The 25,118-nt window shown below is 67.1% G+C and carries 16 protein-coding genes; 2 read left to right on the plus strand and 14 right to left on the minus strand.

What is annotated here, in order from left to right; genetic code table 11:
• Nucleotides 1–106: 106 nt before the first annotated feature.
• From ACFE87_RS20060 to ACFE87_RS20125, 14 genes are all read right to left on the minus strand, one after another.
• Nucleotides 107–604 carry a DUF2924 domain-containing protein gene (locus ACFE87_RS20060; RefSeq protein ID WP_375461431.1) on the minus strand — a complete coding sequence of 166 codons (498 nt, stop codon included), beginning with the start codon at nt 602–604 and terminating at the stop codon, nt 107–109.
• On the minus strand, nt 601–1,152 hold the full coding sequence (locus tag ACFE87_RS20065) for a DUF3489 domain-containing protein (protein ID WP_375461432.1): 552 nt from the start codon (nt 1,150–1,152) through the stop codon (nt 601–603). Before ACFE87_RS20065 ends, ACFE87_RS20060 begins: the two co-directional genes overlap by 4 nt.
• 422 nt (nt 1,153–1,574) lie before the next feature.
• Nucleotides 1,575–1,754 (minus strand): hypothetical protein, encoded by a 180-nt coding sequence (locus ACFE87_RS20070; RefSeq protein ID WP_375461433.1) that lies wholly within the window; start codon nt 1,752–1,754, stop codon nt 1,575–1,577.
• 406 nt (nt 1,755–2,160) lie between these two features.
• Nucleotides 2,161–2,694, minus strand: coding sequence for a DUF6527 family protein (locus tag ACFE87_RS20075; RefSeq protein WP_375461434.1), 534 nt, complete (start codon nt 2,692–2,694; stop codon nt 2,161–2,163).
• A complete protein-coding gene (locus ACFE87_RS20080) occupies nt 2,691–4,166 on the minus strand; it encodes a phosphotransferase (protein WP_375461435.1) in 1,476 nt (491 codons plus the stop codon). The genes ACFE87_RS20075 and ACFE87_RS20080 overlap by 4 nt, the downstream gene beginning before the upstream one ends.
• A complete protein-coding gene (locus tag ACFE87_RS20085; RefSeq protein WP_375461436.1) occupies nt 4,156–5,574 on the minus strand; it encodes a ThiF family adenylyltransferase in 1,419 nt (472 codons plus the stop codon). The genes ACFE87_RS20080 and ACFE87_RS20085 overlap by 11 nt, the downstream gene beginning before the upstream one ends.
• On the minus strand, nt 5,502–5,885 hold the full coding sequence (locus ACFE87_RS20090) for an E2/UBC family protein (RefSeq protein ID WP_375461437.1): 384 nt from the start codon (nt 5,883–5,885) through the stop codon (nt 5,502–5,504). The genes ACFE87_RS20085 and ACFE87_RS20090 overlap by 73 nt, the downstream gene beginning before the upstream one ends.
• Entirely contained in the window at nt 5,885–6,613 is a 729-nt protein-coding gene (locus ACFE87_RS20095) for a multiubiquitin domain-containing protein (RefSeq protein WP_375461438.1), read from the minus strand. The genes ACFE87_RS20090 and ACFE87_RS20095 overlap by 1 nt, the downstream gene beginning before the upstream one ends.
• Nucleotides 6,614–6,698: 85 nt before the next feature.
• On the minus strand, nt 6,699–10,106 hold the full coding sequence (locus ACFE87_RS20100; protein ID WP_375461439.1) for a UvrD-helicase domain-containing protein: 3,408 nt from the start codon (nt 10,104–10,106) through the stop codon (nt 6,699–6,701).
• A 3-nt stretch (nt 10,107–10,109) separates the two neighbouring features.
• Nucleotides 10,110–10,571, minus strand: a complete 462-nt coding sequence (locus tag ACFE87_RS20105) for a hypothetical protein (protein ID WP_375461440.1) — start codon at nt 10,569–10,571, stop codon at nt 10,110–10,112.
• A gap of 107 nt (nt 10,572–10,678) precedes the next feature.
• Entirely contained in the window at nt 10,679–11,482 is an 804-nt protein-coding gene (locus ACFE87_RS20110; protein ID WP_375461441.1) for an RNA polymerase sigma factor, read from the minus strand.
• Nucleotides 11,479–12,192, minus strand: coding sequence for a hypothetical protein (locus ACFE87_RS20115; protein WP_375461442.1), 714 nt, complete (start codon nt 12,190–12,192; stop codon nt 11,479–11,481). The genes ACFE87_RS20110 and ACFE87_RS20115 overlap by 4 nt, the downstream gene beginning before the upstream one ends.
• Nucleotides 12,193–12,449: 257 nt before the next feature.
• Nucleotides 12,450–15,752, minus strand: a complete 3,303-nt coding sequence (locus ACFE87_RS20120) for a UvrD-helicase domain-containing protein (protein ID WP_375461443.1) — start codon at nt 15,750–15,752, stop codon at nt 12,450–12,452.
• Nucleotides 15,749–18,400, minus strand: coding sequence for a PD-(D/E)XK nuclease family protein (locus tag ACFE87_RS20125; protein ID WP_375461444.1), 2,652 nt, complete (start codon nt 18,398–18,400; stop codon nt 15,749–15,751). The genes ACFE87_RS20120 and ACFE87_RS20125 overlap by 4 nt, the downstream gene beginning before the upstream one ends.
• 754 nt (nt 18,401–19,154) lie before the next feature.
• Here ACFE87_RS20125 and ACFE87_RS20130 point away from each other — a divergent pair.
• Complete coding sequence (locus ACFE87_RS20130) at nt 19,155–22,190, plus strand: BPTD_3080 family restriction endonuclease (protein ID WP_375461445.1); 3,036 nt, start codon at nt 19,155–19,157, stop codon at nt 22,188–22,190.
• A complete protein-coding gene (locus ACFE87_RS20135; protein WP_375461446.1) occupies nt 22,190–25,114 on the plus strand; it encodes a site-specific DNA-methyltransferase in 2,925 nt (974 codons plus the stop codon). Before ACFE87_RS20130 ends, ACFE87_RS20135 begins: the two co-directional genes overlap by 1 nt.
• Nucleotides 25,115–25,118 lie beyond the last annotated feature (4 nt).

Below are 25,118 nucleotides of genomic sequence, written 5' to 3' on the forward strand. Positions count from 1 at the left end.
GCCGCCTCGCGCTGGTTGTCGAGGGAGTTGAACTCCTGCTCGAGCCCGTGCTCGGTCGAGACCCGGGTGTAGATGGTGCAGCGGAGCGGCCGGACGGCAGGCTGGATCACAGGCCCGTCCTCCTGTCCTGTGATCCTGCTCTCCGCAGGCCGAAGAAGCGCGGCCCGTTCCAGCTCGTGCCGGTGATGGCCCGGGCGACGCCGGAGAGGCTCGAATACGTCACCCCGTTCCAGGCATAGCCCCCCTCCAGCGCCATGACGCGCTGGAGGGCGCCGTCCCACTCCCGAACGAGCAGCGTGCCGGGCTTCACCGGCCGCAGCTCCGGCAGCGGCATCACCTCCGCGTCCGGGCCCTGCTCCGCCATTCGGCGGAGCTGCCGGGCAGTGTCGCGGTCGAGATCGCCGAGTGCGTTCGCCTGGACCCGGTAGGCGAGGATCCGGTGCAGGAGCGAGCGCGGCAGGTGAGCGGGGGCCGCGCTTCCGAACAGTCTACGCCAGCGCCGACGAAGGCCGGCGAGGTCAAGCGAGGCGAGGCGCTCGAGATCGGCCTCGAGCCGAACGTCGGCGCCGCCCCGACCCCGAGCAGGATGATGCTCGCTTCTCACGCCGCGGCAGCCTCGGCGGGAGCCGCAGCCTTGCGGGCGGCTCGGGAGCGAGGCTTCGGCTCGGGCTCGGGAGCCGCGATCGAGTAGGCCGTGCGGCCGTCCTCGCGCGGGCTTTTGACCAGTTCGCGCCCAGCCGACCGGAGCCGGGACAGCGCCGCCCTGGTGGTGTGCGGCAGCCAGCCGGTCGCGGCGATCAGCTCGTCGAGGCTCGCCCCCTCCGGCCGCCCGAGTAGTGACACAATCAGCTCCTGCTTCGTGCCGGGGCGGGTCGAGACGACGGCGACCGGCTCAGCGCCTGCGATCGTCTCGGCCTTGCGCTTCCCACGCGGCGGCTTCTGGCCTACGGCCCGGTACCCGGCGGGGGTGAGGACGGGATCGTCCCCCTGCGGGCCGGCCGCCACGATCAGGCCGGCCGTCTCCAGCTTGCCGAGCAGGCGCTGGCGCGTCACGTCCTTCATGCTCTCGGGCAGCTGAAGCAGCCCGCCCTCACGGCCGGTGGCCTCGGTCAGGATCTTCGCCTCGGTCTTGCTCAGGGCAACGTTCGACATCTCTCATCTCCAGGGTGGGACGGGTCGTCGCCCGTCACCACCCCGGCCCCGCAATCGGCAGGAGCCGGCGGGGTTCAAGGCTGCGAAGATACCGGTCAGTCACCTGTTAGCGCCTCCCAGAGGTCGAGCAGCAGGCGGGTGCGCTCGTCGTCGGTCTCGGTCGTGTCCCGCAGCGTCTCGATCAGGGCTTCCACCGCGTGAGGGTTCAGCTCCGTCAGCCGCAGCGTGACGCTGCCGTCCCGGATCCAGTTGGGAAGATTGACCTCGAACTCTCATGGGCCTCCTCGGGGCTGGAGCGCTCCCTGGCCGTCACCGTCCCGGCCCCGCGATCGGCCCGGAGCCGGCGGGGCGAGGTCATCGGTGTGGCTCCAGTGATTGGAGACGTCAGCCTCCGCGGTCGCGCTCCATCCTGTTCAGGAGGCTCACCGCCCGGTGAGCGTTTCGGCCTCGCTCAGCAGCTCGTCGAGATCGAGGGACAACCGCACGGCCTCCCGCTCCGACCCGCTCTCCGCGCAAGTGACCGCCGCCTTCGCGATCGCCGCCGCGTCCGTCAGCCGTGTCGCGATTTCCCGCAGCCCTTCGGTGATGTTGAGGTTTGCCATGCCGCCGTGGTCTCCGTTCACGGCGACACTGACGCTCTGTTCGCCACGACAGTCGAGCGGAGGTGGGGACCGAGCGGCCGCATCCGGCTGACGTGCGGACGACCGAACGTCGCAGATGAAGATTCGCGGCTGAAACCGGGCGACAGCGGTCAGGTCCGCAAGGGCTCAGGTCTCAACCTGACCCCTAAGCCGAAATTCAGGACGTCCGCTTTCGACCGAACGGCTGAGCCGAAGTCGAAGCGATACCTCAAGTTCGAATCGATCCGGGCGCCCCTCGCCGCCCAAACGGATCTTTCTACTCCGATATTGCGCTCACACTCGGCACGCAAGGACAGCGCAACATTCGCGGGAACCGCCCGGGCCCGCCGGAGGCGCGATCAACCGTTTAGCTCGAGCGCCAAGAAGCTCACACATCGTGGGAAAGCCGCTGAAACGCGCCCTTGGCGGCGCCGACGCCCTCACGCGCCTCTCCTCGCGCCACCAAGCGCCGCAGCGCCTTGCCGGCATCCCAGACGATGAGGTCCAGTTCCAGGGCGATCGACGCCGGATCAACAAAGCGATCGGCCGGCAAAGCCTCTAGGACGAGCGGCTCGATGGCGGGGTCGTAATCCGGCTCCTCATTGCCCTCCTCGAAGATCTCGCACCAGAGGATGCGGTCCTTCCAGATGACGAAGTGGCTTTCGCAGCCGCCGTCGCGCCAGACCGACGGATAGACTGAGACGGCCCCTCCCCGCTGGTAAAGGCGCCAGGCCTTGCCGGCGCGTGGATCGAGATTGACGACGAGCGTCTCTCCGCAGCCGTCAGGACATCGCATGATCAACGATCGGAGCACGCTCCGTTCGACCAACGCGGCGTCGCCCGGCGCGGCGAGCATGGCTTCGGCCTCGTCGCGATAGGAGGCGCTGCCGAGAAGTTGAATGTTCCGCGCCGGCGTCGTCATCGCGACCCTCCACTTGCATCTTCGATCAGCCTCACGGCAGCCCGATAGCCGTAGCCTCGCCGAAACCGGTCGGCCGCGACCCCGTCGGCCCACTGACACCGTCTGAGGAGCTGCACCGCGACCGCCGTTTGATACTCGGTGGCGCAGGATTGCGCCGCGATCCCCATCGTCCGGATCTGGCGGACGACGGTCGCCATCCACCGCAGCCTTGCCGCGGGGGCGCAAGGACCTGGGGGGTGCCGGAAGGCGGTCGGCGCGTAGAGCCGATCGATCTCGCGCGCCCATTCGGGGTCTCCGAACCGGGTGGCGTCCACCCCGAGCGGAAGCTCGAACGCCAGCCAGGTCTCAAGCGCGGCGAGGTCGGCGGTCAGCGGACCCTTGGTAACCGAGGCAAGGTCGATCAGGATCGCCTGACCGTTCCTCACCCGCACGTTCTCGCCGTGGAGATCGCCGTGAACCGGCGCGTGGCGCCAAGTCTGTTGCATCGCGGAGAGCGTCGCCCAAAGGTCAACAGGGGTGACGAGGACCCCGGCCTCCGCCGCCTTCTCGACATAGCAGGTGGCAATCGCCTCCGGGTTCCACAGCCCGGCATCGCGCATGGCGACCGCAAGTGAGCCTGACACTGGGTCGCTCGCATAGCCCTGATCGCGCCAGCCCCGAAGCGTCTCGTCGATCAGCGACGTCACCGCCTGCGCGGCCATCTCGCGCTGCGCGAGATCCCACAGAGACTCGGACCTGTCCACGAAGTCGCCGACCAGTAGGCTTCGCTCAGCGCCAGCGACGAGCGCCTGAATGTTGGGACGCAGGCCGAAGGGAATAAAGCGTTCGGCGTAGTCGCGGTAGTTGTCGTGTTCGCGCGCGACCTTGTCGCTGCGGTCCAGCTTCACGAACGCCGGTTGCGGCCAGACCCCCGCGTCGGAGCCCTCGACGGTCATGTGCGCGGCGAACACGCGCGCCGCCGACCGTCCCCCGGTCAGCTCGACCAGCGTCACCTCGCGGCACCGGTAGAAGGCGCGTTGGAACAGCGGCTCATCGGCCTTGCGGATCGGTTCGCGCTCTTCGGCGACGACGATCTTCAAATCGATGCGCGGCCGCGGCCCCGCGAGGTGACGCGCGATGCTTTCCGCCAGGGCGGCAATTGGCGGCGCGGTCCGCGCGCGCACGGTCGCCAGCTTCAACGCCGGGCCGACAAGGCTCTGCGCTCGGCCAAGGGTGGCGTCGTCGGGCGACACCAGTTCCAGCCGGACGCCATAGTCCGCCAGCGCCCGCGCGTGCGTCATCACCCAGGTGCAGTATGGCTCGACGTTCGCCGGCGGGAGGCAAACCATAACCGCGCGCAGCCCCTCGACCGGAACGCGCGCGTCGCCGGCCTCGGCGAGGTGGACCACGCACGAGCGGTTCTCGAGCTCGCGCACCACCGGGCTGTCGAGCGTCGCGCCGAGGCAGAGCACTTCGCGGCGATCAGCGTCCACCGCGAGGCTCCTGCGGGCGAACGGGCAGCGGCCACGATGTCCCCTTAGCGAGCGCGCCCTCGCGGGAGCAGACGATGCAGGTCGGGTTGGCGCGCGCGACGGTCGGCCGGACCGTGCCCCGAACGCCGTCGTATAGCTGAAAACGCGCTTGCGCCGGGATGGGCGTCAACGCGCCCAGGAACATCGTGACGGCCAGCGAGGCCATGGTGGAGTTGAGGGAGATCACGGCCGGCTGAGGCTCGTGGACCCCCTGGACATAGGGGTCCGCCGCGCGCTGCTCCGGCGTCATCATCTCGCGACGGATCAGCTCGCCGTCGAGTGCGCGTGTGCAGCTGAGGCAGGTCGCGCCCGGGGCCAGCATCTGAACTCGGCCGGTCACATACTCCACGCCCGCCGCGCCGACCGTGATGCTCACCCCCATATCGATGGTGGGCACGAGGTGCTGGTAGGCGGACTGACCAACCACCGCCCGGCTCGCGTGCGAGTCGGTGCAAAGGAAGACGAAGTCGAAGCTCGCCAGCCGCTGCGCGATCGCATGGTCGACGATGTCGCCGACCACCGCCTCGACCTGCGCGTCGGGATTGACCGCCAGCACTGTCCGCCGCGCGACCTTGACCTTTGCCGTCCCGATATCCGCCGGCCCCGCGCCGACTAGGCGGTTGAGGTTCGTGGTCTCGACATCATCGGGATCAATGATCGTGAGGCGGCGCACGCCCAGGTGCGCGAGCTGCTGCACGACGACCGACCCTGTGCCGCCGCCGCCGACCACGGCGACGTGCAGTTTGGAGAGGATCGCCTGGCCTGCAGCGCCGAAGGCTCGAACTTGGCGATCATGAGCGGCAGCAGCTGACGACGGGCCCGCGTCCGACATCAGCTTCACCGTCTCTCCGACTTCCCAGACGGGCACCTCGGTCGTGGAGCCAAGCTTCCGGCATCGGCAGCCGTCGGGGCCGACGACCATCGCGAGGGGCGCGCTGTCGGGCGCCCGGCGCTCGAGATAGGACTTGATCTCCGCTTCCCCGGCGTCGTCGACCGGCGAAAAGACGGGCGCGCCCTTGGAGCGCGGATGGGTGTGCGCCAGGACAAGGCCGAGACTCTGCGCGCGGGCGCGATTGGCAAGGTCCACCAGAAAGGCGGGACTCAGTACCGCCGAGGTCGCGTCGCGTCGCTCATAGGCGCTCTCAGGAACGAGCTCGACCCCCGGCGGGGCCACGACCCAAGCGTCGCACGCCGGGTTGGGATAGGCGAAGGCGATCGCACAGGTTTCCCGGTCCGCCTCCCGCAGCATCGCCTCGTGCAGCGCGCTGTAATCGGGGGCGGCGAAACGCAGGCCGCTCATGCCGCTTGCCTCAAGCGGTCGAGGATCGTGTTCATCCAACTCGACAGCGTGTCGCGGTTCGGATCCCACGGCCCCGTCAAGTGCCAGGAAAACCAGAGGCCGCCTTGGCCGACCTCCGGGATAGGGTTCGCGCCCGACGCCTGCGGTGCGCCGCCCCTGGCCAAGGTCAGGCCGGCGTCCGCCCAGAAGCAGTCGAGCGCCGCGAAGGGATAGCCGGGCGGGACCAGGAAGCGGACGCTGGTGGCGGCGGCCGACCAACCCGGTGGGAGCGGCACGGCCCCCACCGTGACGAGGATGGTGCCGCTGCCGAGCACGGCCGCTTCGACCCGGCCGAATCGCTCGCGCAGTTGCGCGAGCTGGCGTTCAACGATCGCGTTCATCAGCCGAAGTTCGCCTTGGGCACCGACGAGAAGCGGCGCGGGCCGTGCTCGGTGTCGAGGTCGACGCTCTCGTCGTCGGCTATCACGCGATCCGGATCGTGCCCGTGGCCTTCCAGGACGAGGTCGTGGTTCGGATCCCAGTTCGTGACCCGCGCCTTGATCTGCAGCCCGGTCAGGTTCCGCTGGCGGCTCTCGTAGCGCACGCCGTTCACGAAGAAGGCATAGAGCTTCGGCTTCGGCGCGGTGATGAAGGCCTCCGCGCCCTGGCCGCCGAGATCGGCGTTACCGCCTTCGGGGATCAGCTGGTCGGTGCCGCCGCGAACCTCGAGGTACACCGCCTCGTCGGACGAGATGCCCGACAGAACACGCAGCGCATGCTCGGGAATTGCGGCGACGCCCCATACGATCGAATGCTCGTTCAGCATGGCGCGGAAGAGGCGATCGGTCGAGAAGGCGATGAAGCGCTCCGCCCCCTTGGCGCGGAGATCGACCTTTTCGTCGGGGCGAACATCCTCGAAGTCGCCGGAGGGCAGGATGGTGTAGAGGCTGAAGGCCTCCGGCGGCTTCAAACCGCCCGCGGCGAGGATCTGGCGACCGAGCGGGATGGGGTCGTTCACCGCGTGCGGGCGGAAGTCGACCGAGTCCAGCGCCAGCTGGATGCGGTAGGCTGCCTCGCGGCTGCGGGGCTGGTCGTCGTCCGGGTCGAAATCGGGGGGGTGATGGTCCATGAGGAGAGGTCTTTCGCTATCGCCGCCGCAACCGCGCGACGGCTTCTGAAGGACCAATCCCCGCCGTTCAGGCTGACCGGAAACGCTAGGCGAGAATCTTTTCGAGCCTGCCGTCCGGCGCAGGCCCGCAGATGAAGAAGGCCGGGCAGTTCGGGCAGGTGCGGGTCGACGCCTTGGGCGGATAGCGGCCTTCAAGGATGCCAGAAACGAACCCGGCGAGATCATCGACGCGCTTGCCGAGCACGTTGGGCTTGATGTCGAGCGGCTCGATCGTCTCGTCCGACAGGAAGACGATCTCAGCGCGGCAGCCCGGGGCTGCGCGCCCAACTGCGATCGCGAAGGCGTTAAGCGCCTTGCTCTTCATCAGCGTGTCGGTGCGGTGGCCCGTGCGGACATGCCGGAACACGCGACCGCCGCCCGGCTCGAGCACGGCTTCGTCCGTCCTCACGACGATTGCCGCGCCGGGAAGGTCGAACCGCAGCGGCTCGGCGAGCCCCGGGTCGCGACCTTGCCGGCTGCGCACGAAGTAAGAGATCATCGCGTCCGCCGCCTGCCGGTAGCCGGAGTCGGCCGCCGTGGCCGCGAGCGTCGACTGCAACCAGTGCAGGTCGGTAAGCGCGGCGACCGCCGCTTGGTCGAGGGCGCGGCCGGGATCGGCGGCCAGGTCTGTCGTCACCCGCCGCACCACCTCGTGCATGTCCATGAACAGGGTCGTTCCGCGTCGACCGCCAGTCTCGAGCACATGGGTGTAGAAGAAGCGGCGCGGGCAGCGCTCATAGAGCGCCAGCTGCGCCTCGGTCAGGACCGGCGCGCCGGGGAACACGACGTCGATCCTGAGCTCCGGCGGCTCCTCCTCGCCCGGCGCGGCGATGGGAACGCTGGTCTGCAGGACGTCCCCCCCGAGGCGCGCGATGAACGGCGAGCGTTGGCGGGTCGCGCCCGCCGCCGTGCGGTCGGGCGCGTAGAGGATCAGCCGATCCTCGGCGCGCGACAGGGCGACATAGAAGAGGCATTCCTGCTCTTCGCGATGCTCGCAATCAGTGATCTCGCGCCCGCGCCCGTCCGCGCCTTCGACTAGGCCTGCGGGCGGCGGACAGGCCGGAGCTTGAGGACTGCGCGGCAGCGTGTTCAGGTTAAGCCCCGGGATATGGACGACCGGGAACTCCAGCCCCTTGCTGCCGTGCATGGTCATCAGCCGCACCGCGTCGATGCCTTTGGCGGCGTCGGGCAGGTTCCGCAGGTCGCGGTCATCGGAGAGGAGCACGAGCTGCCGGATGCGGTCGAGGAGGCGCTGGATTCGCCATCCGCCGCCCGGTTGGGCGCGCACGAAATTCATGAGCTGCCAGACCGCGATGCCCCGGGCGCGGCCGGTCACGTCGGCGGCGGCCGCAATAATCGCGGCGGTGCGGGTGCGGTCCAGGAGGAACAGCGCCAGCGCTTCCCAGGGGTCGGCGTCGGGTCCGAGTCCCTCGAGCACCTCGCGATGGTGCACGAGCGCGGCGACGCCCTCGGCGCTGAGACCGGCCGGGACTGCCTCCCGGCACCAGGCGAGCGGCTTCGCTCCGGCCTGGCCGCGCGCCTGCACCAGGACGGCGGCGACGTCCGAGAACGATAACGCGAGCTCCGGCACGCCGGCGCGGCGCGCGAGCCCAGCCGCGCGGGGATCGACAAGGAGCGAGAGCCATGAGAGCAGGTCGCGCACCTCCGGCCGCTCGAATAGGTTGCCAAGGTAGAGCACCGGGACTCCGCGCGCCTCGAGGCCTGCACCGATTTTGTTCAGCCGATCGTTGCCGCTGCACAGCAGTGCCTGATCGCGGTAGGTGCACCCCGCGGCCTTCAGCGCTTCGATTGAGGCGACGAGCGCGTCCATCTCCGCGCCGTTGTCGCCTTGGACGGTCCGGAATTCGACGGGGTCACCCGACGCGCCGCGTGAAGCCTCGAGCTTCGCGCCGGTCGCGCCGGCCACCGGCATGTCCTCAGCGAACGAGCCAAAGGCGTCCACGATTTCCTGCCGAGAGCGATAGTTCACGTCCAGCCGTCCGCCCGTGCCGCTCGGGAAGTCCTCCGTTTTGAAGCGCGCCAGATTGAACGAAGAGGCGCCCCGGAAGCGATAGATCGCCTGCCGGATGTCGCCGACGCACCAAAGGTTGCGCCCACCTTCGGTCAGCGCCTGCAACAGCCGCACGCTCGCGCGGTTCACATCCTGATACTCGTCGACCAGGATGTGCCGGAACTCCGCCCGCAGGGCTTGGCGAACGTCCGCACGTGCCTCCAAGAAGGTCACGCATTGGGCAACTAGGTCGCCGAAGTCGACCCGACCGCGCTCGCGCTTGATCTCCTCATAGCAGCGGTAGATCCGAACCACCTCGTCGGCCTTCTCGGCGGCGTCGTGGCCGCTGCCGGTGGCTACGGCGTCTCGCGCCATCGCCGCGGCCAGGGCTTCGTAGCGCTCTGGCGACACCACTTCGTCTTGCGCCCGGGAGATCGCGCCGAGCACGTCGCGCAGCTTCATCGTGGGGTCGTAGAGGTCGCGATAATGCTTGAGGCCCAGCGACACGACCCGGTCCAGCAGCCGGGCGATGGCGTCGGGACGGTCGATGAGCCCGGGCTCGCTAGTGAAGCCCATCTCCCGGTGGAACCGCCGGATCAGATTGAGCCCAAAGGCGTGGAAGGTGCCGATCCACATCGCGGCGGCGGCCTCGGGATGCTGCGCGCCGATCCGGTCTGCGAGCTCGCCGGCGGCCTTGTTCGAATAGGTCAACACGACGATGGCGCGCGGATCCTCGTTCTCCGCGACCAGACCGGAGACGCGCGAGACCAGCGTCTTGGTCTTGCCCGTTCCGGGTCCCGCCTCGAGCAGATAGGCCGCGCCGCGATGTCGCGCCGCGTCGTCCTGCCGCGCGGTCAGAGGAGCGTCCGGGCGCGCCGGCGACGGCGACGGCATCGGCGACAGCAGCAAGGCGTCCAAGAGCTGCTGGGCGACCGCGCCGAACGGGGCGCCGAGCCTGTCGGCGATGGCGCTTGCCGACATCTGGTCATGAAGGTGCAAGCGTCGCGCGGTCGCGCGTGGCAGCAGCAGCTCGCGCGCGAACAGGTCCATCTGCACTTCACGGCGTGCCTTGCGGCTATAGTCGACGACCCGTTCTTCGCCGACCGGCGCGGCTTCGGCGGACCGGCCAGCGTCGACGTCGGACGTCGTGTTCGCGATCCGGTCGTCGCCCAGCGTCACATGACCGAGCTCGTGCGCGATCAGCAACGCGTCATCGAAGTCGCTGCCGGTTCGCTCGTGCTTGATGCTGCGGGTCAGGGGGTCGAACACGGCGCGGGCTCCTGCGAGCAGCGGGCTTCCCCGGTCGATCGCGGAGATCTCAATGTCGCGGCGTTCGCAATCGCGCGTGACGAGCGCAAGCGGCTGCCAGGGAGAGCAACCGAGGCCGACGAGCTCGTCGTGGATCTCCGCTGCGCGCTGCCGGCCGAGTTCGATCGCGTCCAAGAGCTAGTCGTCCTCCGCCAACAGGGCCGCGACCTGATCGGCCGAGACCCCGGCTTGGCCCAGCACCGACGCGAAGCTCATCTTGTCCGCGGGCGCGCGCGGCGCCGCGTCGGCCTTGAACGCGAGGTTGGGGGGGAGGCGCGGCGGTCCTGCTAAAAAACGGACCAACTCGGCGTGGCCGGTCCTCAGCTGACCCGCCAGCCGGCCGAGAAACGGCAGCGGCACGCTAACGACGTTCACCACCCGGTCCCGGAAGGCTTGAAGCACAACAGACGGAACGCCGAGCGCCTTGCGGATTTCGACATATTGGCTGGGCTGCAGGCCGGCGAAGGGATCGACCGCCGCGGTTCTCGCGGACGACAGGCGACGAACCTCAGCCTCGATCCACGCCTCGTCGGCAGGCGTGATCGACCGCTCGGCCTGGCACTCACGCTGCAGATTCAGCTCGTGCGCGTAGTCGACCAAATCCTCCGCATGCTCGGGATAGGTCGCGACGAACTCGCCGAGCGCGTGGGAACGCTGTCGATAGGCGACTGCGAAGAGGTCCAGGACCTCGTCTCGTGCCGGGGGGCTCACTGGTCCTCTCCCAAGCCGAGCGCCTTACGGAGCGCGACGATGGCGTCGCGACGTCTGTTTCGCACCGTCCGCTCATCGCACCCCAACGCCTTGGAAATTGTCGAGACCGACGGGTCGCTCGAATGGGTCTGGATGTTGGCGAGCTGCATGGTGATGACCTTCTTTTGTTCCGGTTTCAGGTGGTCAATCTCCGGGTAGAGCCGCTTCCGGAAAATCGGATCGGAAAGAAAGGCGTCGTCGGGCTCGTCGAAGCTCCCCGCCGCCCGCTCGACGACTTCGGGCAGCTCGCCGGTCCGCGCATCACCCTCCAACGCCGCACTGCGTCGGGCGCGCCCTCCGACCGTCTTCGCCGCCTTCAGCCGCAGCTTGGCGATCGCCTCGTCGAAATGGACCTCGAAGAAGTCCATTCGGTCGCCGCCCGCGCGATCGAGTGTGACCAGCTCCAGAAAGCGCCCTCGGACGCGGTCCTCGACGTCGCTCAATGCGCTGTCGACGAACGTGTCTTCCCCGACCACGCGCTCGCATTGGGGCAAGGCGAGCAACAGCCGGCGAAGCACAAGCCGGAACAAGGCGTCGAAGCGCTGGTCGCGATTGTCCCGCCGGGTTCCGCGCAGGAAATGCATCAGGGTTTCCGGTCTGACGAACTGCGGATGCGACCGGATCGAGATGCGGCCGCGCTCGACCAGCTCGTCAAAGGGCAGCTCGGCAAGCCGAGCAATCTCGTCCTCTACCTCCGCCATCCGTGTATAAGGTCTGCCGTCTGGGAATGTTTTCGCGAGCGGCGGCACGGCGTCCGTCATTGTCTTTCCTTCAAGGTCGCTGCCGCCAGTTCTTGCTTCGATTCCTGCTCAACTCTGCCGCGGCGCTTGTATCGATGACGCCAGCCATTCGCTGCCATTCCACTCTCGCAGCTCGCCGCGTAACAAACGCCCCTGTGTTCACGATTCATCGTTTTGATGCAGCTTCGATGCTCGTTTGAGATGCGTAGTTTGGCGGCTGGCCGCTTCCCGCCGAGTTCAACGCTTCTTCGCCCGCCGCTTCCATTCCTGACTACCGGCCCGTAATCGGCCCATCGCTTGGTACAAGGTTGAGCGGGCCCGGCCGTACCCCGCCAAATCCAGAGCTGACGCCGACGGGCGGGCTCGTTGCAGAAGCGGGTCAGCGCGGCGACGTAGCGCTGGGTCTCCACCGTGGTCACGAGGACGATCGGGTGGAAATCGCCTAAGGCTTCCTGGAGAAGCCGCTCAGCCGGGCGATAATAAACCGTCTTCCGGACGGTTTCCGCGATCCCGGGCACCAGGCCAAGTACCTGCCGGCACGGGCGGATCCCGTGTTCCGGCTGCATGGAAGTGATTAACTCCTCGAGTTCGGCGACGTCGCTCGCCTCCGTGACAAGCCCGACCTGCGAGCGCGACACGATGTCGACCGGATGTCGTTCCACGAGGGCCGCTTCGACGATCTGAGCTTGGAGCGCTTCAACGATCTCCCGATTGATCTTGGATCGGCCCAAGGAAGCCTCTCTAGCGGATCGGCGAGCGACTGCTGATGGATTAGCTGGCCTAAGATCGCCGCGACACTGAGGGCATTTCTAGTTCGCCCACGCGGCGAGCTGCAACCCCGACGCGCGACGCGGTCTATAACGAAGCGGCCTTTCGTTCTGTTGCGCTGGCACCTCGAATGATGACGACCGGTGGTGCAACAACACCAGCGTCCTTCAAGCAGGGCGGCACGGACGTCGCAGGGTATGCAGACCGGCCTTCTCCGAGATCAAACCGCGAGCTCGACCCACTGGGCTTCCCCGAGGGTCATGAAGACGACAGCGCCCCGACGAGCGCCGATCGCACTCAGATAAAGCCGCAGCTGCGCCGCATAGTCCCTCCGGTCTGAGTGCGCGGGCGAGACGTCGCTCTTCCAGTCGAATACGACAGCTGGGCAGCCGTTTGCGTAGGCAACGGCATCGGCCCGGCCGGCCATCAGCCTATCGCCGCGCGTCTCGTAGAGCGGCAACTCGGGTACTAGAACAGCGCGCCATTCCGCGACGGCCGGTAGCGCGAGCGTGCGGGAGACCGTAGAGGCTAGCTCCGCGGGATCAGGGCGGGGTGCGCGGTACGAAGGTGCCAGCTGGTCGCTCAATTCCGCGGCGCGCGCGGTCAGGGCGGCAGCGTCATCCAAAACTTCACCGGTCAGCACCTCCTCCATAAGCTTGTGAAGGACGACGCCACGCGTGCGACTACCCTCGATGCGACCGGACATGCTGTCCATTTCGGCAATCTCCGCCACGACGGCCTGCTCGGGTTGGAGGCGGTCGGCATCACCTTCACTGGGACGTATCCACCTGATCGGCCGGGAGGCGGCATCGACAGTGGCGCACTCGGCTAAGAAGACCTCGACCGTCTGCGCGTTCACGGAGGGCTCGGCCCGCATAACCGTCTTCCGCTTCAAACCCGAGAGGTCGAGTTCGGGCAATGCGTCGCGCCGCAAATCAAGAAGTTCGCTCCAGGAGTTCGGGCGCGGCGCGGCGAAGTGCGGTAGGATGAGAAGGTCGATCGCCCGCGTGCACGCCACATAAAGAAGCCGGTCGCGCTCCTCGGAAGTCTCCTGGTCCTCTCGCCCGATAGCGTCGGCGACCGTGGGCGGCACGACATCGGCCAGCACCCAGTGAAGCGTATCATCGCGACGGTGGTAAATGAACGGGTCGCGACGGCGGGGCTCCGAACTCATGTTGATCGGAATGACCACCGGCCACTCAAGGCCTTTTGAGCTGTGAACCGTTACGATCTCGATGGCTTCTCCACTCGCGTCGAGGCGCGCCTCGTCCTGCTTCTTAGGTCCCTTTTGGTCGCCCTCCCACTCGGTGTTCAAGTCGCGCGCAAACTGTCGAAAGCCACGGACCCCATAGGCCCGGGCCCTCTCCAGTAGCAGGTCGAGATTGGCGAGAGTCCGCGCCGCTTGATCCGCGCCGCGCGCCGCCAGCGTCGCACGGACACGCAAGCGCTCCAGCGCCTCGGCAAGAAGCAGGAAAGGTGTCGTCGTGCGGACTCTCCGCCGCAGATCGCCGAGCACCTCGATCACCGTGCGGGCTGCTTCATCGCCGATCTGTTCGGGGGACGTGAACAGGGTCAGCCGCTTGCTACCACCGTCGCGGTCGTTGGATGGCAGGGAGGCCGATATGTCGAGCAGCGTCTGCTCAGTCAGACCTACCAGTGGCCCGCGCAGCAGCGCCCCGAGCGCGACCGTGTCGCGCGGGTCCGCGAGCGCGCGCACCAGCGCCACGAAGTCTTGTGCTTCCTGACGGCGGAAGAGGTTTCGTCCAGCCTGCGACAGGAGCGGCAGTCCCTCTTCCTCAAGCGCGCGCTCGTATCGCCAAAGGTCGGTTCCGGCAGGCGCGAGCAGCGCGATGTCGCCGGGAACAAGAAGTCCGGATGCACCACCGGAGCGCCGCACGCGCACGTTTCCGATCATCTGCGCACACAGCGCGGCGATGGTGCGTGCTTCCTGGTCGCGTACGAAGTCTATCTTGCTATGCTTGTTGATCCGTATTGTCGCTTTCGCAACGCAGGGCAGACCGTGCTCGGGCGGGCCGAGCGTCGACTGCAGAGCGACATAGCCCGGTGCCTGCCGGCCGAGGGCGCCTCCGAAGCACAGGTTGACGTGCTGGAGGATCTCGTCGCGTGATCGAAAGCTCGCGCTGATACGAAGAATGTTGCCGGGAAACTGGCGCGCTACAGCATCCCGAGCGACCATGTAGGAGGCGACGTCAGCACCTCGGAAGCGGTAGATAGCCTGCTTCGGATCACCCACCATGAAGAGGCTGCCGCGACACAGATCGCGGTCCTGCCAGGACTGCACGGCTCCTGCGGCGCTGCCGATCAAGAATAATATCTCCGCCTGCACGGAGTCGGTGTCCTGGAACTCGTCCACGAGTATCCGGGTATATCGATTTGAAACAGCCTGTCGCACAGTCTCATGCCCTCTCAGGACGTCACGCGTCCGTAAGAGCAGGTCGTCGAAATCAATGACGGCGGCATCGCGCTTGAACGTTTCGAAATCGCCGAGCAGCTCGTCGAGCTCGCCGGCGAACGTCGCCACCAGCGTCGTTGCTATCCCGCCGAGTAGCGTGCCGAACGCGGTTGCACAGCGAGCGTAGTGGGCGCCGGCCTCGGCATCGAGGCGGGTACCATCCTCTTTTCCGGCCGCGCTCTTCCAAGCGCCAAGTCTCTGATAGGGTTTGAGGGCGAGGGAACGCCGGTCCATCGCCTCGATACGTGGCGGGTGAGCGAGGTCCCAGAGCCGGGCGAACGAAGGCGGCGCTGCGAATTTGCCCTCGAAATGGGCCGCGAGGCGCTCCAGTCCCTCTACGTCTTGCTGCGCAATGTCCGGATAGTGGACGCCGTTGAGCCAGCGGCGAAACTCCCGCACGCACTCGACGAACGCCGCGTCCGCCCTGTGGACCAGGTCGGCTTTGAGAGGCCGGGCCGTTCGAAACGCCCGGCGGAACTCCGCGAGCATCTTGAGGGTGTCGACGGCCTCTACCGGGTCACGCCGGGCCATGACCGCGATAGGATCCTCGGGGTTGGCGTTCTCGCCGAGGCGCCGCCGAAGCCAACGTTCGAACACGCTGGTGAATGCGAAATCCGTCTGAACGGCGTCGAGCACCTCCGCGCCCGGGTCGATGTTTGCCTCGACTGCGTACCCCCGCAGCAACCCGTGGCAGAACCCGTGGATCGTGGTCGTGGTGAGCGCGTCAAATTCCGGGAGGCTCGCCGCGAGCGCGGCCTTTTGCGGGGGAGAGAGCGCTGTCCCGACCGCGGGAACGAGATCAGGCGGCACGACGTCGTTCAGAAGCGCGGTCACGAATCGCTCAACCCGGGCGCGCAGCTCACCGGCGGCCAGTTCGGTGAACGTGATCGCTGCGATTGCACCAGGCGGGAGGCCACTGGCGAGTAGCATAGTGACGCGCCCGGCGAGCAGCGACGTCTTGCCGGTCCCGGCCGCCGCCTCCACCAACAAGGTCGCGTCGAGCGCGGTCAGGGCCCGCAGGCGGTCAGCATCGTCCGCCCGTGCGGTCATGGCTCGTGCCAGAAGCGCGCAAGATCGCCGGTCGCGTCGGTGAGCGCCTGTTGTTTGCGCCGAATGTAACTCGGCGAGGCGGGGAGCGCGAGACGAAGATCGTTCAGCCGGTCCGCTGCAGCGATGCCGATCAAGGCGCGTCCGCTCTCGAGAGCAGCGCAGGCGGCCGCGACAAACTCCCCGACAACCGCAATGGCCGCGTCTATGTCAGTGAGGTGGTAGAGGGCGGAGCTTTCTCGCAGATAGCTGAGGCGCGCCCTGATCGTCGGCACCGTCGGGAGAAGCTGTCGGCAGGCGAGCCCATAGAGTACGCGCTGCAGTTCTGCGCCTCCGGCGATCGTGCGTGCATCAGCGTCGTTAGGCCTCTCGCCGGTCTTGTAGTCGGTGACCCGAACGGCATCGCCCGCGGCGCGCAGGTCGATCCGATCGATCTTGCCGCGAATGGTGACAGATGTTCCGGGAACCGTGACAGGAATTTCCGAGTCCCAAGGCCAGCTGCGCCCTACCGCATCCGAGCCCGCCTCTCCGAAGGGCACCTCCGTCCAACTGCGCGTGCCCGCCTCGGTGAACTTCTCCCGGGTAAGGCCCGCGAGGCTCATCTCGGCAGCCTGACGGACGGTGTTCACCCAAAGCACCTGCGGCGGTACCGGACGTGCGAGCGGCCATGAGGCCGTTACAACTCTAACGGCCGCCTCCAACGCGTCGGCGATCTCGTGTTCATGCGCGACCGTGAAGCCCGGGGTAGGCTCGAGCGCATCGACGGTGCGGCGCAGCAGCTCGTGGACCAGCCTGCCGAAATCGTCGGGTGCGAGCGTCAAAGGTTGCTCTCGTTCGTCCTCGGCGGACCAGCCCAAGGCATAGCGCCAGACGAACCCGAGCGGATCCCGCAACAGGCGGGTCAAGGACGTCGGCGACTGCACGCCGGTGATGGTGCGGGCGATGGCCGGATGACCCGCGGCGATGAGGCCGTCGTGTGGTGTGAGCGCGGGGTTGTGCCAGTCCCGCCAGCATTGGGTCGCCGCAGCGATCGGTGCCGTTCGCAGTGCCTCCTGTGGCCGCGCGGCGATTCTGTCCGCTTCGCTGAGCGCGTGCTCGGGCAGCCGGTCTCGCGCGAGATCGCGGCTCGCGATGCTGGAAGGTAGGAGGGGGCTTGGGCCGGTCAACGCTCCTTGTGCGTTGCGGCGGCTTCGGGAGAGAACAAGCCCGGCCGCCGCTTGGCTCCCGATGACCCGAAACGCCCGCCGATCGCCGATGGTAGGGGGATCGGCGTCGAGCTCCTCGGTCGAAACGATGTGGCGTGGCAACAGCGGATCCTCGCTGAACCAGCGCGGCCAGCCGCGGCTCGTCACACCCAGGAGCCGCATCCACGGCCGCGGCGCCGCCGCCAGCTGCCAGGCTGGACACCACACTACTGCGTCGGCAGAATCGTGCTCGTCGGGAATCCGCAGGGTGCGCAAGGTTAGCTCGAGCGCAACGGCTGGCGCGGCTCTGGTCGCCCGTTCCCACAGGCGCCTGGCCCTTCCGCGTAGGAAGGCGTTGGCGGCGTCCTCCGCCGCGGCGGAGCCTTTCTCCAAGATGGCAAGAAGGGGAAGTACGACCGAACGGGGATCGAGATCCGACGGCGGCAGATATTCGAGTACGCGGGCCCATTCTGCGACAGTGTTCAGTGTCGCGCCGCGCGGCACCTGCAGCCAGCTGCGCGGGAGGGCGCCGAGAGCGAGGTGCTGTCCGGCCGCCAAGGCCAAGAGACGGCGTACGCGGTGCTGGCTGAGGCCGTTCAGCACTGCGTCAGCGAGCGCGGCGCAGAGCTGGCCATCAGCCGTGCTAAGACAGGCTATCCCGTGCGGAAACGAAACCCGCACGCCCGCCTCGCGCGCGAGTGACAAGACGTGGTCGTCCCACTCGTCGGTAGCGACGCTGGTGATTGCGATCGCCGAGGCCGCCGCCCGCCCGGTCGCGAGCAAGCCGCGAGCCCATCGCAGGGCCTCTAAAACCTCGTGGCGCGGGTTGGCGCATGTCACAACGTCGGGGATCGGCGGTGCGGGTATCGTTGGCGAGTTCGTGACCGTGCCTGGAAACCATCCAGTCTCGGCGCCGACCGGCGCCCGCCATGGGATATCCTTGTCGGCGCAGAGACGATGGAAGAGCGGGCGCCATAGGGGATCGATGGAGTGTACACCCTCGATGCTGAGGTCACCCAGAACCGACGCCGCGACATGCGCGCGGCCGCAGGCCGCATCCCGAAGTGCGTCCGGAAGGAGGGCGCCCGCCGGGAGCTGTTCCCTTGTGCGCCTCTCAACCAGAGCAAGGTCGCGGACGCGTGCACTGTCGGACGAGCGAGCCCGCTCGCTGAGGCGCAGGTCGGCGTGCCAGGCCTTGCGCAGCGTCCGCGCTATGGCCCGCGTAATGCCCGGTAAATGCCGGACCCTTTCAATTTCCTCGAAGCCGCCCAAATCGAGCGCGTTTCGGACCGAGTGCTCGACGTCTTCTACAGTCGCCTCATGTGAGAACCCGCCGGCGAGGCGAGCCGCCAATTGAGACGCTGTCATGATCTGCAGGCCGTTCTCGCCAGCCCGCGCAGCCGCGGCGCGCCGCGTGGCGTAGGCGAGCGACCCCTGAATGATGACGGTTTTCCGAATAGGTTCCACCCTGTCCTTTCCGTCTTGGAAATCGGTCAGCGAAGCTCGTCGCGCCTGAAGGCGAAGCTTGAGGTCGCTCCTCAGTCACGCTCCAGATATCGAGCCGGACGACCGGCGTGTCGAAGTCGTTTAAGGCAGCTCTATCAAGTTCAGACTAGGCCCGTCTCCCGCTCTTAGTTGATGCGACCGGCGCCTGGCTGTCCTCACGCGATCGACTGCAACCCGATAGCCCCTGCGAAGATATTGGCCGGGCTGCGCCGACGCTGGAAGCATCCCCGTTGCGCTCACGTCGGTCGCGGGCCATGCCGCCCACGCCGAAGCGGATACTAAGTTCAGTTAGATGAATGTCGTAGACGGGTCGAGAGCGGGCGTAAGCCGAGCCCGGTCTCGAAGGTCCGCTTCCGGGCAAGCATCGAATGTCTGCTCGTGGCGCGAGTCGGGAGCAAGCCGCCGCCCGATCGAGGGCTACATGGCGCCCGTGCAGGCCCTCCCCAGGTCGTCTCTGGTGATGGTGAAGCTCGCCGGTAGCGAAGCCGACCGCACCCGCGCCTTGCATAGCGCAGTAGCGGGCGTCGGGTCCGCGGTGATCATCGACCATCCCTCGGTTGGGTCGGGTGCGAACGCCGGTCGCCGCGAGGAACAGGCACGCGCCCTCCGCTGCTGGCGCGATGGGAACGGGACCGTAGTGGCCGATTCTTGGCCTTCTTTCGATCCCGCAACTAGGCACGTATGAAGGCAGCTCGAACGGTGTTCGGCGATCATCATGCACCCGTCCTTTTTCGAGCGGCCGATCCTCAACTCACCGTATGAGGCGCCGCGATTACATCATGCCCTCGACCCAGACGGACAGCCGCTGGACGGCCCGCCCGTCGAGGGGCGCCGTCGTTCGAAGCTGCTGACGCCCGTTCCGAAGCCTAAGAAGCAGATGAAGAAGGCTGCCCAGGCATCCCTATCGCTCGGCGATTCGGAAGGCTTCTCGACGGCGGAGCAGGAGTACAACCCGACCCCGATCATCAACGAGATCAGGTCGCACCTCGAGACTTGGCGCCGCATCCCAAACCCGGCTGACTGGGGCGTGACGCCCGCAACGGCCCGCCTGCTGGCGCATTGGCGTACGTATCGGTTCGAGAGCGTGCGTCCCTTTTTCTGTCAGGTCGAGGCCGTCGAGACCGCGATATGGTTGACCGAGGTGGCACGCCGGGAGCGGCGCTACCGCCCGATATGGGACCACATCCGCGGCGCGAACGAGGCGTCGAACCCTGAGCTGCTGCGCCTCGCCCTCAAGATGGCGACCGGCAGCGGCAAGACGACCGTCATGGCCATGCTGATCGGCTGGCAGACCGTGAACGCGGTGCGCCAGCCCGACAGCTCGCTCTTCAGTCGCGGTTTCCTCCTCGTCGCGCCCGGGCTAACCATTCGCGACCGTCTGCGCGTGCTCCTGCCAGAGGACCCGGACAGCTACTACCGAACACGCGAGCTGCTGCCGGCCGACATGCTGGGAGATATCGCCAAGGCCAAGATCGTCATCACGAACTACCACACGTTCCGCCGCCGCGAGACGCTGGAGATCTCACGCGTCGGTCGATCGCTCTTGCAAGGCCGGGGCGAGGCTCCACAGACAGTCGAGACCGAGGGCGAGATGCTGCGCCGGGCCTGCGGCGAGCTGCTCGCCTTCAAGAACGTAGTCGTCATCAACGACGAGGCTCATCACTGCTATCGGCGTAAGCCCGGCGACAGCCAGGAAGAGGAGTTGAAGGGGGAGGAGAAGGACGAGGCCAAGAAGAACGACGAAGCGGCCCGGCTCTGGATCAACGGCCTGGAAGCGTTGAAGCGAAAGCTTGGGGTCCGGACCGTGTTCGACCTCTCGGCGACCCCGTTCTTCCTGCGCGGCTCCGGCTATCGCGAGGGCACGCTATTCTCGTGGGTCGTGAGCGACTTCTCGCTCATGGATGCGATTGAGAGCGGTATCGTGAAGCTGCCGCGCGTGCCCGTGGCGGACAACCTGCCGGCCGGCGAGATGCCGGTGTACCGCGACCTCTGGGCCCATATCGGCAAGAAGATGCCGAAGAAGGGCGCCGGCAAATCGGGCGATCTCGACCCCTTCGATCTTCAGCCGCAGCTTCAGACCGCGCTCTGGGCCCTCTATGGCCACTACAAGGAGACCTTCGATCTCTGGCAGAAGTCCGGCATCGCGATGCCGCCGGTCTTCATCGTGGTCTGCAACAACACCGCGACCTCGAAGCTCGTCTACGAGTGGATCGCGGGCTGGGAGCGACCGAACGAGGATGGCGACCCGGTCACCATCCACCAAGGCCACCTCGAGCTGTTCAGGAACTTCGATGAGCACGGCGGACGCCACCCGCGCCCGAACACGCTCCTAATCGACTCCGAGCAGCTCGAGTCAGGCGACGCGCTCGACCCGCGCTTCCGCGAGATGGCCGGGCCGGAGATCGAGCAGTTCAAGCGCGAGATGGTACAGCGGGCCGGCGCGGGCGGCGCGGCCGCGGAAGCAATCTCGGACCAGGATCTTCTGCGCGAGGTCATGAACACGGTCGGCAAACCGGGCCGGCTCGGCGAGGGCATCCGCTGCGTGGTGTCGGTCTCCATGCTGACTGAAGGCTGGGACACCAACACGGTCACGCACATCCTGGGTGTCCGGGCGTTCGGGACGCAGCTCCTATGCGAGCAGGTGGTCGGGCGGGCGCTGCGGCGGCAATCCTACGCGTTGAACGCCGACGGGCTGTTCGACACCGAATACGCCGACATCCTCGGCATACCGTTCGACTTCACGGCGAAGCCGGTCATCGCGAAGCCCGCCGAGCCGAAGTCGGTCACGCGCGTTCACGCCGTCAAGGAGCGGGCGGCGCTCGAGATTACCTTCCCGCGAGTGGAGGGCTATCGGGTCGAACTCCCGGACGAGCGCCTCCAGGCCACGTTCACGGACGACTCCCGCCTCGTGCTCACGCCGCACGAGGTCGGGCCCTGCACGGTGTTGATGGAGGGCATCGTCGGGCAGGGCATCACGCTGAACACGGCCCTGCTGGAGACGATCCGTCCGAGCGCGATCTCCTATCAACTTGCCAAGCGTCTCGTCGAGACGCGGCTGCGCGACCCCGGCGAGGACGCGCCCTACCACCTGTTCTACTCGGCCCAGAAGGTCGTCCGGCAGTGGCTGGACGGCCACTATCTCGTCTGCAAGGGCGTGCCGCAGGCCGCGGTGACATACTTGGAGCTGGCCGACCGCGCGGTCGAGCTGATCTACCTCGCCTGCCAGCGTCAGGAGAGCGGCGAGAAGCGCGTGAAGGCGATCCTCGACCCGTACAATCGTTCAGGCTCGACTCGCTTCGTGAGTTTCACGACGTCGAAGGCGAAGCTCTGGACGACGGCCCCGGGCCGCAGCCATGTCAGCCACGTCGTCTGCGACTCGGATTGGGAGGCCGAGATGGCGCACGTGCTGGAAGCGCATCCGCGCGTCCTCGCCTACGTGAAGAACCAGGGACTCGGCTTCGAGGTGCCCTATCGCGACGGCGCCGTGCCGCGCATCTACCTGCCCGACTTCGTCGCGCGCCTGGACACGGGCGAGGCGGAGCCGCTGAACCTCGTGCTGGAGACCAAGGGCATCTCGTCGTCCGACGCCAAGCTCAAGGCGGAGACGATGCGGAACCTGTGGTGCCCAGGCGTTAACAACATCGGCGGCTGCGGCCGCTGGGCTTTCGCGGAGTTCAACGACGTGTTCGAGATCGAGGCCGCGTTCGGGCGAATGGTGGACGGCTTCGTGCGGCAGCGGGCGGCAGCCTGATGGCCCGTGCCGCGAAGCCCAAGGACGCCCGACACGTCGAGGCGCTGACTCACGACGAGGCGAGCCGCCGCAACATCCCGACCGCGGAACTCGCCGCTGTCGCTGATCGGATGGAGGAGGCGGCACCGCTCGGGCCCGTGATCTACCGGCGGGCCCGACCGCTGCCGGCGCGCGAGACCCGACCACGCGATCCCGACCTCGACCCGCAGATCGTCTGGAACGGCGCCCGCATCCGTCTCACGAAGGAGCAGGTCGCGCGACTTGCCGAGACCGGCGAGGTCGAAATCGGCGATGCCCAGCTCGTTTGGCGCGGCAAGGACGCCCAGGACTGGTCCGACCTCGTCGTCCAGGCGCCCCCGCTCTACATTCAGGAGAAGATCCACCCCAAGGTCATCATCGACGACCTGCGCCGCCGGGGGAGCCCGAAGGCGGACGACGCGTCCGACCTATTCGCCGATTTCAACGGCCTCGATCCGGACGCCCGCACCGAGTTCTACCAGCACGACCAGCACTGGTCGAACCGCATGATCCTCGGCGACTCGCTGCAGGTCATGGCGTCGCTCGCCGAGCGCGAGGCGCTGCGCGGGCAGGTGCAGTGCATCTATTTCGACCCGCCCTACGGCATCCGCTTCAACTCGAACTGGCAGGTCTCGACGCTCTCGCGCGACGTCAAGGACGGCAAGCAGACCGACATCTCGCGTGAGCCCGAGCAGGTGAAAGCCTTTCGAGACACCTGGCGCGACGGCATCCACTCTTACCTGACTTACCTGCGCGACCGCCTCACGGTCATGCGCGAGCTGCTCACGGAGTCTGGCTCAATCTTCGTCCAGATCGGCGAAGAGAACGTGCACCGCGTGCGGGCGGTGATGGACGAGGTGTTCGGGGCGGAAAATTTCATCAATCAAATCACGTTTCTAAAAACCACCTCATCCTCTTCGGAAGAACTATCATCTGTCGTCGATTTTGTTCTTTGGTACGGACGCACCGGAAGCGCTAAACAACGATCACTTTTTCTCAGGAAAGAAGCCGGGGCCGAGGGTGCATCTCAGTACACGTTTGGCGAGGATAGCACTGGCTGGCGTCGGCCGATTAAAGAATGGCAGGTGGACGCTGCGAATCATTCTCTTCGTGTCTTCGCGCATGGTGATCTGCGAAGCCAACGGCCTTCACAGGGCGCAGACCTAACAGAGTTCTCGCATGAGGGCCGTACGTACAAAGCTGGAAGGGGAACATTCAAAACCGACCTTTCAGGGATGCGGCGTCTCTCAAAGTCTAGGCGCATGATGTACATCGGGAATACGTTACGGTATGTCAGATACATTGATGATTTTAACGTCTATCCGCACACTAACGTGTGGCTGGATACCGTAATCTCTGGGTTTGCTGATCCCAAAGTATATGTGGTCCAGACCTTCACGCGGATCATCGAACGCTGCATCATGATGGCTACCGATCCCGGCGACCTCGTGCTCGATCCGACCTGCGGCTCCGGCACGACCGCGACCGTGGCGGAGCAATGGGGGCGGCGTTGGATCACAATCGATACGAGCCGCGTCGCCCTCGCGCTCGCCCGCTCGCGCCTCATGAGCGCGCGCTACCCGTATTACCTGCTGGCTGACAGCCCCGAGGGGCGGAAGAAGGAGCAGGAGGTCTCGGGCAAGCCTCAGCCGCTCTCCGCCACGCAGGGCGACATCCGGGCCGGCTTCGTCTACGAGCGCGCCCCGCATGTGACGTTGAAGTCGATAGCCAACAACGCCGAGATCGACGTCATCTGGGAGCGCTGGCAGGCGAAGCTGGAGCCGCTCCGGGCCGAGCTGAACGCCGCTCTCCACGAGACCTGGGAAGAGTGGCAGATTCCGCGCGAGACTGGGGCCGCCTGGCCTGACGCGGCCCAGCGTCCGCATGCGGCCTGGTGGGAGGCCCGCATCGCGCGCCAGCGCGAGATTGATGCCTCCATCGCGAAGGCAGCCGATGTCGAGTTCCTCTACGATAGGCCCTACGAGGACCGGCGCAAGGTGCGGGTCGCGGGGCCGTTCACGGTCGAGAGCCTGTCGCCGCACCGGGTCGCGCCGGCCGACGACGACGAACGGATCGACGAACTCGACGCCGAGGCCGGCGCCGGCCCACGCGCAGCCGGGCGGAACGGCGCGACTCCGCCGACCGACTTCGCGACGGTCGTGTTGGATCACCTTCGCACCGCAGGCGTGCATCAGGCCGAGAAGCGCGACACGATCCGCTTCACCTCGCTCGCCGGCTGGCCGGGCCAATACGTCGGGGCCGAAGGCCACTTCACGGAAGGCGAGCGGGAGCGTCGTGCCGCGATCTTCATCGGGCCCGAGTTCGGCACCGTGTCGCGGATCGATCTCGTGGCAGCGGCTCGCGAAGCCACGGAGGCGCGGTTCGACTTGCTGATCGCCTGCGCCTTCGCGTTCGACGCCCATTCGGCCGACCTCACCCGCCTCGGCCCGCTCGCCATCCTGAAGGCGAAGATGAACCCCGACCTGCACATGGCCGACGACCTGAAGAACACCGGCAAGGGCAACCTGTTCGTTGTTTTCGGCGAGCCGGACATCGACATCGAAGATGCCGGCGAGGGGCAGATCCGGGTGAAGGTGAAAGGCGTCGACGTATTCGACCCGAACACCGGCACGATCCGCTCCGACGACACGGCCGGCATCGCGGCATGGTTCATCGACACCGACTACAACGAGGAGAGCTTCTTCGTCCGCCACGCCTACTTCCTCGGCGCGCAGGACCCCTACAAGAGCCTCAAGACGGCGCTCCGGGCCGAGATCGATGAGGCCGCCTGGGCGACGCTGTATCGCGACACCTCCCGCCCGTTCCCGCGACCGTCGACTTCACGCATCGCCGTGAAGGTCATCAACCACTTCGGGGACGAGGTGATGAAGGTGTTCGGAGTCTGAGGGT

This window comes from uncultured Enterovirga sp., assembly GCF_964242715.1.
In the GTDB taxonomy this organism is placed as follows: Bacteria; Pseudomonadota; Alphaproteobacteria; order Rhizobiales; family Beijerinckiaceae; genus Enterovirga.